Raw genomic sequence first — 12,762 nt, 5'->3', positions numbered from 1 at the left:
GCAGCGGATGTGCGGGTCCGTCCAGTCTACTGCGGCCTCTTCTTGCCGTTCGGGCGAACCGGGGGGACTCCGAGCAAACGCACGGGCAGCCCGTTGAGGTCATTCGCCGAGCACACGGGAAAGATACGGGTTCGCGAACATCCTTCCCGGGTCGAGCTCGTTTCGCAGTCGGATGAACTCGTTGAATCGCGGATACAGCCCCGCCAGCTCCGTGGCATCGAGTCCATGCAGCTTTCCCCAGTGCGGACGAGCACCATACCCGCGCATCACCGCCTCGACAGCTGCGAAATAGGCGCTCTCGTCTTCGCGATGGTAACGATGAACGGCGATGTAGGCGGTCTCGCGGCCCGTTGCCGTCGACAGCCACAGATCGTCGCCCCGTGCGAACCGCACCTCGATAGGAAAACTGATCCGCCATCTGTGAGCAGAGATCGTCCGCCGGATCTCTCTGACCGCATCGGCCACCAGGTCGGCCGGCAGCGCGTATTCCATCTCGCGAAAACGAACGGTACGACGAGAGGTGAGAACCCGATGTGACCAGTCGCTGTACTCGCCATTGGCCATAAGCCGGGCCGCCACGCTGTTCACGGGCGGCACAAGAGCGGGCACAACGCTCCCCAGTGCGCAGGCGGCCAGAAAGAGTCCGCCTTGAAGAACGTTCTCGTCGAACATCTTCGCCGCGCGCGCCCGCTGCTTCAGCGCCGGCCCTGCCTGCAGCCGGGTGTTCGTTTTGGTCACGGCCACAGACGTGTGCGGAAACCAAAAGAACTCGAAGTGATGGCTGCCGGTCGCACGCTCTCGCGCAGAGTCCAGCACGTGCTCGACGGGCTCAGCGCGTTCCACGGCCTGCAGGGCGAAACGGGGCACACACTCGAGTGTGACGTCGGTGATGACGCCGAGCGCGCCTAGAGAGAGCGCCAGGGCCGGAAGCAGCTCGGCATGGTGACTCGCGTCGATCCGCATCGTCTCGCCCGACGCGGTCACGATGGTCACCCCCCTGACCTGGGTGGACAGACCACCGAAACTCAAACCGGTCCCGTGCGTTCCCGTCGCGAGGGCGCCCGCGAGACTCTGCCTGTCGACGTCTCCGAGATTCTCCATGGCCAGGCCGTGCCGTGCGAGCATACGCGGTATCCGGTGCATACGGGTTCCCGCGCCGAACGTCACGTACCCGCGCTGCGGATCGACGTCCACGATGCCGCTGAGGTCGTCGAGATCGAGCATCACGCCGGGAGCGACGGCGATGCCGCTGAACGAGTGCCCCGCTCCCACCGCCTTGATGGGTACTCCGGCACCCGCAGCGGCTTTCACCGCCCGCTGGACCGCAGCTGTCGATGCCGGCCTCTCGACCCGCAACGGCCGAATCTGCTCGGTGCGGGCCCAGTTGCGCCAGACGTCACCGGTGGCGGTCATAGAAAGGCCAGCCCTTCGCCACGATACGTCCTGACAGCCGCGGCGACGCGGCCCCTGTCGACCACGGTGAGCTCGTCCACGTGCTCGCTCAGCGCGAATGGAGCGTCGAGGCCGCGGGCGGCTGTGTCGAGTTCCTGCCCGATGCCGCCGGCGGAGAACATCGGGGCGGGATCGGCAACCCCGTTTGCTGTCAGCGAGAGCGACATACGCGTCCTTCCCCTCGTGACCACGATAGCGGGCCGCATCGCACGCAGCCGGACGGGGAATGACCCCGGAACGCGGGACTGGGAATGACCCCGGAACGGCTGTGTGGAATTGACTCCGCGCCGGTTTTCACCGGTAATGGAAGAGGTGGGGGTCTTCGGTGCGAACAGTGAGAATGACTCGCCGGCGCTGCCGGCGCGGTCCGGATCGCCGATCCCGGCCGGCCAGATGACCCGGCCACGGGGTGTGTCTCTTCTGTTCCGCGCAGTCATCGTCGCCGTTTTTTCATTGATGCTCGTTGCGGGCGTGAGCGGCGCCTCGTTCGCCGCGCCCGACACACCTGACGCGACACCCGAGACGACTCCCGACGGGAGCGCACCTCCCACTCCGTCAGAGCCTCCGGCCTCGTCGCGGCCACCTGCGCCTGCGCCTGTCACCATCACCTCACCGACAGCCGGCGCCTTCTTCGGCACGGGCGACGTCACGGTGTCCGGCACCAAAGCCCCGGGCACGTCGGTGCAGATTCTCGCGGGTGCACCACGTGAAAACGTCTGCACCGTCGAAGCAGACCAGGCCGGCACCTTCACCTGCACCGCAACGGTGCCGAGCGCCGAGACGCTCTCGCTGACCGCCGTCGAGATCGACGGCGCGAGCGGCGCCAGGCGCGAGTCCTCGCCGGTCACCATCAGCGTGCTCGCTCCCCCGACGATCGACGGCGTCAGCCCGCAGTTGAGCTCGGGCTTCGTGTCCGGCACCGGATACCCCGGCGCAACACTCAGGCTGTCGACGGAGTCCGGCGAGAGCTGGGACGTCACCGTGCCGGCGTCCGGGCAATGGAGCCACGGTGGTCCTCGTGAGCTCGTGAGCGGTCGATACACACTCACAGCCGTCCAATCCACTGCCTTCTCCGCCCCTGAAACCTCACAGCGGAGCACGCCGGTGACGATAGACCTCGACAAGGACGCTCCTGCGCCGCCAAGGATCACCGCGCCGAGCCAGGGTCAGAGCTTCTCGGAGCGCGAGTTCCGCATCAGCGGAAACGGCGAGAGCGGGGCATCCCTCATCGTGTATGCGATGGCGGACGGGGCCGGCAGCCGCGTTGCGTGCGAGACGCGGGTGCAGGCCGGGCGCTGGCAGTGCACGGGCGCTGTGCCCTCAGACGGAACGTTCTCGATCTCTGCGTTCCAGCAGGATGCAGCCGGAAACCCGAGTGCGACGAGCAACACCGTCACCGTCACCGTCGGCGACGCGAGCCCGGCCCCTTCCCCCGCTCCCACCCCGGGCGACCGGCCGTCGACATCGCCAGAGAACCAGAGTGAGTCGAATCCGACCCCGGGCCCGTCAGAGCCGGCGCCGGGCCCCTCGCCGAGCGAATCGCCAGAGGCGGGTCCGGGCACGCCCGCGCAACCGCCCTCTGCTGAGCCGTGGGCGGCCCGCACCCCATTCACGACGTCGGTTCCCTCTGCGCTCGCCACGGGCGACGCGCTCTGGCTGCGATCAGTCCTTCTCGCTCTGGCCGCCGTCGCCCTGCTGCTGGTTCCCGCGCGGATGCTTGCGACAACCGTGTCGGGAGCGATCAGTCATCGGCGGCCTCGGCTTCGTGTGCAGCTCACCGGGCGCAATCGTCGGGTTCCCCCTCCCGATCCCGCGGCCGGTGAATCCGCGGTGCGCGCCTATGGCGCCGGGATGGCAGCGGCCGGCGTCGGCGCGCTGCTGGTCATGTTCGCCCATCCGATCCACGGCGAGCTCGCATACCTTCGGCTCTACCTGGCATCGCTCATCGCTGTGACCCTGGTCAATGGGGCGGCGCTGCTGCCCGTGTTACTGGCCAGACGCTCGCCACACACACCACCGGTCGTGCGGGTCGCACCGCGCTACCTGGTCGCCATCATCGGCACCGCTGTGCTCTCGCGGGTCGTCGGGTTGGAGCCCGCGCTGATCTTCGGGCTGGTCTTCAGCGTCGGTTTCGGCTCTGACGTCGCCGACGACGCTCGCGCGCCCCGCGCCAGGCTGGCGCTCACGCGCATCGCTGCCCTGCTCGCCGTCGGTGTCTCAGGCTGGCTCGTCTCGACGGCTGTCGGTGCGCCCACAGGCGTGTGGCTCACCCTTCTCGCCGAAACGGCCAATATCACCGCATTAACGGCGATCACGTCGGCGGCATTGCTCCTGATCCCCCTCGGCCAGCTCAGCGGCCGGATGATTCTCGGCTGGTCGAAGCCTGTGTGGTTCGCCGCCGCCCTCGTTGTGTTCACGCTCCTGTTCGGCCTCTTCTCGCCCGCGATCGACAGTCTGCAGGCTCGCCCGTCTGCGCTCGGGGTTGCCGTGATGGCCCTGGTCTTCGCCGCCGTTGGCGCCTCCACCTGGGTGTGGCGTCGTCTTGTGCAATCGGAGTTCAGCGGCTCCTGACGCCCGACGCGACCCGGCGGCATCCTGCTGTCTGCGGCAGGGGCGAGAATGGGTGCATGTACATCGTGCTCGACGGAACACCGCTGGGCACGAGCACACTCACGCGAGTCGCCGCGAACGGCACTGTCGAGTCCGCGAAGCACTGCGCTCCCGCAGACCTGGCCGAAGAAGTACGACAACGTCAGTCCACCGGCGATGTGCGATGGGTCTGGGGCGATACACGCGTGTGGTACCCGGTTCTGCTCGCCGCCGGGGTCACTGTCGAACGCTGCACCGACCTGCGGCTGTGCCACCGCATTCTCGCCCAGGCCCTCGTCACCGCGGACTCGGCCCTGGCACGGATGGCAGAGACGCCGTGGCCCGGCGAGGCGCCGCCGGCACCCGGTGCTGCTCACCACACCACGCTCTTCGACGACGTCGAGCCACACGTCGCAGGCCCGGATGCCGTCGCGCAGTTCGCCATGCAGCGAGCGGCACTCGACGACCTGGCACGGCGAGACGAACCGGCCGCCGCACGTCTGCAGTTGCTGCTGGCGGCCGAGTCCACGGGGGCGCTCATCGCCGAAGAGATGCGGCACACGGGTCTTCCCTGGCGAGTGGACGTGCACAGGGCCGTGCTCGAAGACGTGCTCGGCCCCCGACCGGTGTTCGGCGGCAGACCGGTCAAACTCGAGGCGCTCGCCGACGAGATCCGCATGGCACTCGATGCGCCGACCCTGAACCCCGATTCACAGCAGGATGTTCTGAGGGCGCTCGGCCGCGCCGGTCTGGCCGTTTCGAGCACAAGCAAATGGGAGCTGCAGACCAAAAGACATCCGGTCATCGCCCCGCTGCTGGAATACAAGAAGCGTGCCAGGCTGCTCTCGGCCAACGGGTGGGCGTGGATGGACGAATGGATCCGCGACGGCAGGTTCCACCCGGAGTATGTCGTCGGAGGTGTGGTCACGGGCAGATGGGCGACCAGGGGCGGAGGAGCGCTCCAGCTGCCCGCACGGATCCGCGGGGCCGTACGCGCAGATGACGGATGGGTTCTCGTCGTGGCAGACGCTGCGCAGCTCGAGCCGCGCATTATCGCCGCGATGTCGCACGACGAGCGGATGGCGGAGGCCGGCCGCTCTGGCGATCTCTATCAGGCGTTCGTCGACGCCGGGATCGTCGACACCAGAGACCACGCGAAGGTGGCGATGCTCGGCGCGCTGTACGGCGCGACGACCGGCGAGAGCGGCGCTCTGATGCCCCGGCTTGCGCGTGCCTTTCCTCGTGCCATCGCTCTGGTCGAGAATGCGGCGCGCGCCGGGGAACGAGGTGAGCAGGTGAGCACCTGGCTCGGGCGGAGCTCGCCCCTGCCCGGCAAGGACTGGTCCGACGTGCGCAGTGAGGCCGCACAGCCTGCAGCGGGTGAGGCCGAGGAACGGCTCTCGAGCAGACTGTCACGGGACTGGGGCCGCTTCACCCGCAACTTCGTGGCGCAGGGCACCGCCGCTGAGTGGGCGTTGTGCTGGATGGCGGGCCTGCGGCAGCGTCTGCGCTCCCTCGACGACTCGGCAGGACGCCCGCACCTGGCGTACTTCTTGCACGACGAGGTGATCGTTCACACGCCTGCACCCCTCGCCGACGACGTCTCCGACGCCATTCGCACATCCGCTGCGGCGGCCGGCCGGCTGATGTTCGGTGACTTCCCGGTGGACTTCGCCCTCAGCGTGAGCACTGTCGAGAGCTACGCCGACGCCACATGAGCACGTCGATCGCCCGTGAACCCGCCGTGGCGCGTGTCGCGCCGCCCCTATCGGCTCGGGCGCGTCGGCAGGTGCCGATGTGCCGGGTCGGTTCGGGTACCCCCGGTCGGACTCGAACCGACACTGGAGCGATTTTAAGTCGCCTGTCTCTGCCATTGGACTACGGGGGCTCGCCAACAGCTTACTGACGCAGAACGCCCGGTCGATGACCGGGCGTTCTGCATCAGCACACTCTCGACAACAACGCTACCCGGCGTTGGTTGCCGCCTTCGAGCCTGTCTTCTCGGCGGCGGGCTTCTCGACGGCGGGCTTGGCCTCTGCGGGTTCGCTCGCCGACTCCGTCGTCGTTCTGGCCTGCGCCGATCTCTGCGGTGCGGTCTTCTTGACAGGCGCCTTCTTCGAAGGAGCATCAGACGACTGCGCAGGCTCTGGCGCCGGCTGTGCGGTCGGCTTCGGACGCGAGGCGAATTCTTCGAACGCACTGCGAGGGTGCTGGACGGCCTGCAGGTTCACGATGTCGCGGCCGAGCCAGAAGTTGTTCCACCAACCCCAGAGCACACGCCACTTGCGCTCCCATGTCGGCATCGCGAGACCGTGGTAACCACGGTGCGCGAACCAGGCGAGAACGCCCTTGATCGCGATCTTGCCCGACTGGAACACACCGACCCCGATGCCGAGACCGGCGACGGCGCCCATGTTCTTGTGAACGTACTGCTTGGGCTCTTCGCCGCGCAGAACGGCGACGACGTTCTTCGCCATGAGCTTGCCCTGACGCACGGCGTGCTGTGCGTTCGGAACACAGAAGCCTCCGACACCGCCACCGGTGAGGTCTGGCACCGCGGACACATCGCCGGCGGCCCAGGCATCCTCGACGATCTCGTCATCGGTGCCGACACGAAGATCGGCGCGTGTCTTCACCCGACCGCGTTCCTCGATGGGAAGGTCTGTGTGGCGGACGATCTGAGGATTCGCCATCACCCCCGCCGTCCAGACGATGAGGTCCGACTCGAAGGACTCACCCGTCGAGAGCTCGATCTTTCCGTCGACAGCCGAGCTCAGCTGGGTGTCGAGGTGCACGAGCGCGCCTCGCTCCGCCAGGTTCTTGAGCACCCAGTGACTGGTCTTGAGGCTGACCTCCGGCATGATCCGGCTCATCGCCTCGATGAGGTGGAAGTTGATGTCTGCGAACTCGAGCTGCGGATAGAACTTGAGCAACGCGCTCGCGAACGACCGAAGCTCTGCGAAGATCTCGATGCCGGCGAACCCTCCGCCGACGACGACGAAGGTAAGCAGGCGGTCGCGCTCAGGACCCGCCGGAAGGTTCGATGCGCGGTCGAAGTTGGTGAGAACACGGTCGCGGATGGCAACCGCCTCTTCGATCGTCTTCAGCCCGATGGCGTTGTCGGCAACACCGGGAATCGGGAAGGTGCGCGACACCGCACCGGCCGTCACCACAACGACGTCGTACTCGAATTCCCACGGCTCACCGTCTGCCGGCTCGATCGTCGCGGTCTTCGACGCGTGGTCGACATTCGTGACCTTTGCCGTGATGACGTTCGTCTTCTTGAGGTGCCGGCGCTGCGCAACAACAGCGTGACGTGGCTCGATCGAACCTGCAGCGACCTCGGGAAGGAACGGCTGGTACGTCATGTACGGCAGAGGATCGACGATAGTCACGTCGGCTTCGCCTGCGCGAAGCCATTTCTCGAGCTTCCATGCGGTATAGAAGCCAGCGTAGCCTCCGCCGACGATGAGGATTTTGGGCACGGTGAAGATTCTCCAATAGAGGTCGCAAGGTACTCAGACAGGGTACTACTTGCGAGCCGCCCGTCTGAACTGCCGGGTGGCGCCGATGGCACCGAGCACTGCAAGGCTAGCAGTTCCGAGAAACACGGCGAGCGGAAGACTGACGTAGAGCAGGGAGTCCCGCGTGGGCAGGAACGGGTTGTGGGCGGCTGCGGAGTCGCTCACGGGAGGCACAGGCGGCACCTCTCCGTAATCGACGGGAATCGGCGTCGACGTCGATTCCTGACGCCGGTTGAGTGTGACCCAGTCCTCGAGGCTGCCCATCGGATTCTCATCGACGTGCGGAACGTCAGCGGTCACAGCCGCGGCCGCGTCGACGTAACCGTTGCCATAGAGCAGGGCGTTGCCGTCCGGAGCCGGCCGCGCGGTCGAAACGATGCGGTTGATGACGTTCGCGGTGTCGAGATCGGGATGGGCCGCGATCACCAGGGCCGCGATGCCGGCGACGATCGGTGACGCACCGCTTGTGCCTGCCCACTGCACATAGCTCCCGTCCGGTGACGCGCCGACCAGTTCTTCGCTCGGGGCGGCGACACCGAGAGTGATGCCCTGCGTCGACGCGCCCTCGCTTGCGGCGCCGTCCTTGTTCACCCCGGCGACCGTGAGAACGCCGGGGATGGTGGCGGGAGCGCCGACGACATCCGTGCCGCTCCCCCGGTTGCCGGCCGCGGCAACGATGACGACGTTGTTCTCATAGGCGTAGAGGAACGCGTCGTCCCAGCTCTCCGGCCAGTCCTTGGTGTTGGTCGTGAGCGACATGTTGATCACGTCTGCGCCGTTGTCGACTGCCCAGCGAACACCCTCGGCGACCTGCTCGTCAAACGGCACAGTGGATCCGCTCGAGCCGAACCCCACCGAGATCGACAGCAGGTTGGCGGCCGGCGCCGTTCCGATCACCCCGTTGCTCTCACCGTTGCCGCGCCCGGCGGCGAGGGATGCGACCCAGCTGCCGTGCGGGTTCTCGCTTGCGCTGCCGACAGGGGTCCGGCCGTCTGGGCTGCCGACGCCTGACGCGTCGAACCCGCCGACGACGGCACCGTTGAACTCAGCAGGCCCCGCAGCGATCCCGGTGTCGATGACCGCGATAGTCGTGCCCTCGCCGCGAGTCGTGTTCCACGCGGCAGACACGCCGTAGGACTCCAGCCAATACTCGGCGTCTCGCACCGCGTCCGCGTGTGCGGGCATCGCTCCCACCATCAGAGAGCCGACCACCGTCACCGCCGCTATCGCAACGCCGAATGTTCTGCCCCGCCGCGTCGGCTGGCGTGTCATGTGCCCCTCCATCATTGTCCTCCGACCTGGTGAGTCGCGCTGTCCCCGTCGATCCCGTAGTCGACGCATCGGCAGAGAGCCGGGCTCCAGTCTGCCTCACTCAGCGCGAGATCACCTATCGGGTTGATTCCGGGTCCCGCGGCCAGCGCATGACCGGCGAGCGCGTGAAGGCATTTGACCCGCACCGGCATCCCCCCAGCCGAGATTCCCGCGATCTCCTCAACCTCGGCGATGCTTTCGCGGTCGCTGAGGTAACTCCTATGCGCCGCGAGGTATTCGTCTCGCAGCAATTCGTCATCGGCGAGCATCTCGTTGTACCTGTTCATCGCATGCTCGGCTTCAAGCGACGACATGGCGATGGTCGCGGCGGGCAATGTCAGGTAGTAGAAGGTCGGGAACGGGGTTCCGTCTGCAAGCCTCGGGGCCGTCGCCACAACGCTCGGAGCACCGCAAGCGCATCGGGCGGCGATGCCGACGACGTCGCGTGCCGGGCGTCCGAGCTGTGCGGAGACCGTTCGAATGTCGTCCTTCGACACGGGCTCGAAAGGCGGAGTCGTCATGCGCCCATTATCCCCCGACTGCCCTGAGAGGCGAATCTGGTGCCGCCTACTCCGACGAGCCGGAAGAACCGGCGGGCACCGTCTCGGCCAGCCCGGCGCTCATGATCGAGGCGAGCATGGTCTCGCCCCAGCTCACCGTCGTTGTGGTGAGCTCATCGCTCACCGGTTCTCGATAGTCGCCGAGCAGTGCCGGATCGATGTCATTGATCACGATGAAGCTGATCTCGCCCGGGTTCACGTAGTACAGCCGATCGCGTGCCTGCGTCATCACGAACGTGCTGTCGTTCCAGCGTTCCCGTTCGTCCTCGAGATTCTCGATCTCGGAGGCATCGGCGTCGACGGCGGCCTGAAGCGATGCGATCTGCTGGCGCTGTTCGACGAAGGTCTTGAGTGTGGGGGCGATCACGATGACTCCGATCACCATGATCGCCATCATCAGCGCTGAGAACCCCGAGAATCGAATGCTCTTCAGCCAGTTGCCGTGCTCGCCGCTCGACGACGCGCGCGAGGTGAGAGGCGAACGGGCGGATGCCGCACGGGCGTCGGCCGCCCGGCTCCGCTGAGGGCGGGTGCCTGCCCCGTCCGGTCTCTTCGCTGGAGTCACGTTGTCTTCCTCACGGGTCAACGACGGATCCCCGGCGACGCGTGGGCGCAGCCGGGGATCCGTCGGAAGCTGCTCTACGCGGTGAACCGTGGGAACGCACTGCGGCCCGCATATTCAGCGGACTCGCCGAGCTGTTCCTCGATCCTCAGCAACTGATTGTATTTCGCCACTCGCTCTGAACGCGCAGGCGCACCGGTCTTGATCTGGCCGGCGTTCGTCGCGACCGCCAGATCTGCGATGGTGGTGTCTTCGGTCTCTCCCGAACGGTGAGAGAGGATGGCCGTGTAGCCTGCGCGCTGAGCCATCGACACCGCGTCGAGGGTCTCGGTGAGCGTGCCGATCTGGTTGACCTTCACGAGCAGCGAGTTCGCCGCGCCCCGTGCGATGCCGTCCGCAAGACGTGTCGGGTTCGTGACGAACAGGTCGTCTCCCACGATCTGCACACGAGAGCCGAGCTCAGGGGTGAGGTGTGCGTATCCGGCCCAGTCGTCTTCTGCCAGCGGGTCTTCGATCGTGACGAGCGGGTAGTCCGCGACGAGCGAGCCGAAATATGCCGTCAGCTCTTCGCTCGAGAGCTGCTTGCCCTCGAAGGTGTACTTCCCGTTCTCGAAGAACTCCGTCGACGCGACGTCGAGCCCGAGCGCGATCTGCGACCCGGCAGTGAATCCCGCCTTGCCGATGGCTTCGACGATCAGGTCGAGCGCTGCGCGGTTGTTCGGCAGGTCGGGAGCGAATCCGCCCTCGTCGCCGAGACCGGTCGACAGGCCCTTCGACTTCAGAAGGCTCTTGAGCGCGTGGTAGGTCTCCGCCCCCCACCGGAGCGCCTCTGAGAAGCTCTCAGCGCCGATCGGCAGGATCATGAACTCCTGGATGTCGACGCCGGTGTCTGCATGGGCGCCGCCGTTGATGATGTTCATCAGCGGAACGGGCAGCACGTGAGCGTTCGGTCCCCCGACGTAGCGGTACAGGGGAAGGTCGGCGCTGAGTGCTGCGGCCTTCGCCACGGCGAGGCTCACCCCGAGGATGGCGTTGGCGCCGACCCTCTGCTTGTTCGGTGTGCCGTCGATGGTGCGCAGCGTCGAGTCGACGAGGCGCTGGTCATCCGCCTCGAGACCTTCGATGGCCGGGCCGAGCTCGTCGAAGACGGCGTCTACGGCCTTCTCGACACCCTTGCCCAGGTAGCGGGCGGAATCGCCGTCTCTCAACTCGAATGCCTCGAACGCGCCGGTCGATGCTCCCGACGGAACGGCCGCACGACTGATCGTGCCGTCCTCGAGCAGGATCTCGACCTCAACGGTCGGGTTGCCGCGCGAGTCGAGAATCTCGCGAGCGCCTACAGCCTCAATGAGTGCCACTGTGTTATCTCCTCTGGATGCTGGGTGGATTGCTGTCAGTCTAGCGATGCCGTCACGCGCCGCCAGGAGGGGTGACCGGTCATCCGAGCGCCTTGACGTCCAGGTCGTCAACGGTCTCGGTGCCTTGTCCGACAAAGGCGAACGAGGTGAATCCGGCGGACGTGACGCGCTCGAGAAGGGATTTTATGTTCTTCGTCCTCGGCTCGAGGCGCACACGCGCCCCGCCCGAGACGAGTGCCGCCTTCAGCGAGATCAGTCGCTCGACGGGTGTGTCACGGTCATAGACCAGCACGAGCGCTGCACCCGCGGCATCCGCTGGGATGTCGATCAGGTCGACGATGCGCTCGAAGCCGATCGAGAACCCCGTCGCGGGAACGTCCTGCCCGAGGAATCGACCGATCATGCCGTCGTAGCGCCCGCCGCCGCCCAGGGAATAGCCGAGATCCGGGTGCTCGATTTCGAAGATCGGCCCCGTGTAGTAACCCATTCCGCGCACGAGAAAAGGGTCGAAGACAACGAAGGGCGGTGATCCCTCGTCCCGACCGCTCGCCGTGGCGTCCGCCGCATCCGCTGCCCGCGCGATCGAGTCCAGCTCGGCGATCACCAGCGGGTCCGCTCCCGGCGGCAGACGTGCGGCGATGGTCTCTGCGCTGATCCGAGGGTCGGCCTGCATAACGTCACCCGCCGTTCCGCTCGCGAGATAGGTGTCGAGGGCGTCAACGGCGCTCGCCGCCGCGCCGCGCTCGCGCAGTTCGGTGACGACACCCCTCGGTCCGATCTTGTCGAGTTTGTCGATGGTGATGAGAACTGCCGCGTGCTCCTCAGCCGCAAAACCGAGCGCCTCGAGCATCCCGATGAGCAGACGCCGGTCATTGATGCGCACACGGGTTCCGTCGAGCCCGAGCTCTCGAAGCACAGCCGCAGTCGCGGTGATGAGCTCGATCTCGGCGAGAGGGCCTGCCTCGCCGATGATGTCGATGTCGCACTGGATGAACTGGCGGTACCTGCCCTTCTGCGGGCGCTCCGCCCGCCAGACCGGTGCGACCTGGATCGAACGGAAGACGGGAGGAAGCTCCGCGCGGTGAGTGGCGTAGAACCGCGCGAGCGGCACAGTGAGGTCATATCGGAGTCCGAGATCGGTGAGGCCGGCGAGGTCGTTCGCGTCTGCCGCCGCCCTCAGCTCATCAGGTCCGAGCCCCCGCTTCATCACGTTGAACGCGAGTTTCTCGTTGTCCCCGCCGATGCCTGCGTGCAAGCGGTCGTAGTCCTCGACGACAGGCGTTTCGATCTCATCGAAACCATATGACGTGTACACCCGCCTGATGATGCCGAGGGCATGTTCCCTTCTGGCCTTGGCTGCCGGAAGAAAATCACGCATTCCACGGGGCGGGGTCACTGAGGCCATA

10 protein-coding genes and 1 tRNA gene are annotated in these 12,762 nt (G+C 66.7%); 2 read left to right on the top strand and 9 right to left on the bottom strand.

What is annotated here, in order from left to right; all coding sequences use genetic code 11:
• Positions 1–99: 99 nt before the first annotated feature.
• Positions 100–1,413 carry a D-arabinono-1,4-lactone oxidase gene (locus tag ACYVF5_RS05390; RefSeq protein WP_460944105.1) on the bottom strand — a complete coding sequence of 438 codons (1,314 nt, stop codon included), beginning with the start codon at positions 1,411–1,413 and terminating at the stop codon, positions 100–102.
• Positions 1,410–1,619, bottom strand: coding sequence for a hypothetical protein (locus tag ACYVF5_RS05385; protein ID WP_460944103.1), 210 nt, complete (start codon positions 1,617–1,619; stop codon positions 1,410–1,412). Before ACYVF5_RS05385 ends, ACYVF5_RS05390 begins: the two co-directional genes overlap by 4 nt.
• Positions 1,620–1,755: 136 nt before the next feature.
• Between ACYVF5_RS05385 and ACYVF5_RS05380 the strand changes: the two genes are divergently transcribed.
• The gene (locus tag ACYVF5_RS05380) at positions 1,756–4,023 is read left to right on the top strand and encodes a hypothetical protein (RefSeq protein ID WP_460944101.1); all 2,268 of its coding nucleotides are present in this window, start codon (positions 1,756–1,758) and stop codon (positions 4,021–4,023) included.
• Positions 4,024–4,079: 56 nt separating this feature from the next.
• Positions 4,080–5,759 (top strand): bifunctional 3'-5' exonuclease/DNA polymerase, encoded by a 1,680-nt coding sequence (locus tag ACYVF5_RS05375; RefSeq protein ID WP_460944099.1) that lies wholly within the window; start codon positions 4,080–4,082, stop codon positions 5,757–5,759.
• Between the two features lie 97 nt (positions 5,760–5,856).
• On the opposite strand, the gene ACYVF5_RS05370 is transcribed toward ACYVF5_RS05375, so the two are convergent.
• The 7 genes from ACYVF5_RS05370 to hisS all read right to left on the bottom strand — a co-directional run bounded on the left by ACYVF5_RS05370 (position 5,857) and on the right by hisS (position 12,761).
• Positions 5,857–5,929: transfer RNA gene (locus tag ACYVF5_RS05370), tRNA-Leu, on the bottom strand.
• Positions 5,930–6,005: 76 nt separating this feature from the next.
• Positions 6,006–7,526, bottom strand: coding sequence for an NAD(P)/FAD-dependent oxidoreductase (locus ACYVF5_RS05365; protein ID WP_460944097.1), 1,521 nt, complete (start codon positions 7,524–7,526; stop codon positions 6,006–6,008).
• A 45-nt stretch (positions 7,527–7,571) separates the two neighbouring features.
• Complete coding sequence (locus tag ACYVF5_RS05360) at positions 7,572–8,837, bottom strand: S8 family peptidase (RefSeq protein ID WP_460944095.1); 1,266 nt, start codon at positions 8,835–8,837, stop codon at positions 7,572–7,574.
• Positions 8,838–8,848: 11 nt separating this feature from the next.
• Entirely contained in the window at positions 8,849–9,397 is a 549-nt protein-coding gene (locus ACYVF5_RS05355; protein ID WP_460944093.1) for a DUF501 domain-containing protein, read from the bottom strand.
• Between the two features lie 46 nt (positions 9,398–9,443).
• Positions 9,444–10,001 carry an FtsB family cell division protein gene (locus ACYVF5_RS05350; protein WP_460944091.1) on the bottom strand — a complete coding sequence of 186 codons (558 nt, stop codon included), beginning with the start codon at positions 9,999–10,001 and terminating at the stop codon, positions 9,444–9,446.
• 74 nt (positions 10,002–10,075) lie between these two features.
• Positions 10,076–11,356 carry a phosphopyruvate hydratase gene (gene eno, locus ACYVF5_RS05345; RefSeq protein WP_460944089.1) on the bottom strand — a complete coding sequence of 427 codons (1,281 nt, stop codon included), beginning with the start codon at positions 11,354–11,356 and terminating at the stop codon, positions 10,076–10,078.
• A gap of 79 nt (positions 11,357–11,435) precedes the next feature.
• Positions 11,436–12,761 (bottom strand): histidine--tRNA ligase, encoded by a 1,326-nt coding sequence (gene hisS / locus ACYVF5_RS05340; RefSeq protein WP_460944087.1) that lies wholly within the window; start codon positions 12,759–12,761, stop codon positions 11,436–11,438.
• Between the last annotated feature and the right edge of the window lies 1 nt (position 12,762).

The organism is Okibacterium endophyticum (genome assembly GCF_054780075.1).
Note: the sequence above shows the minus strand (reverse complement) of the source record. Positions and strands in the feature narration are given on the sequence as shown.

Excerpts from the sequence above, each read along its gene's own strand:
- ACYVF5_RS05390 (WP_460944105.1), bottom strand. The coding sequence starts at position 1,413 with ATGACCGCCACCGGTGACGTCTGGCGCAACTGGGCCCGCACCGAGCAG.
- ACYVF5_RS05385 (WP_460944103.1), bottom strand. The coding sequence starts at position 1,619 with ATGTCGCTCTCGCTGACAGCAAACGGGGTTGCCGATCCCGCCCCGATG.
- ACYVF5_RS05380 (WP_460944101.1), top strand. The coding sequence starts at position 1,756 with ATGGAAGAGGTGGGGGTCTTCGGTGCGAACAGTGAGAATGACTCGCCG.
- ACYVF5_RS05375 (WP_460944099.1), top strand. The coding sequence starts at position 4,080 with ATGTACATCGTGCTCGACGGAACACCGCTGGGCACGAGCACACTCACG.
- ACYVF5_RS05360 (WP_460944095.1), bottom strand. The coding sequence starts at position 8,837 with ATGACACGCCAGCCGACGCGGCGGGGCAGAACATTCGGCGTTGCGATA.
- ACYVF5_RS05355 (WP_460944093.1), bottom strand. The coding sequence starts at position 9,397 with ATGACGACTCCGCCTTTCGAGCCCGTGTCGAAGGACGACATTCGAACG.
- hisS (WP_460944087.1), bottom strand. The coding sequence starts at position 12,761 with ATGGCCTCAGTGACCCCGCCCCGTGGAATGCGTGATTTTCTTCCGGCA.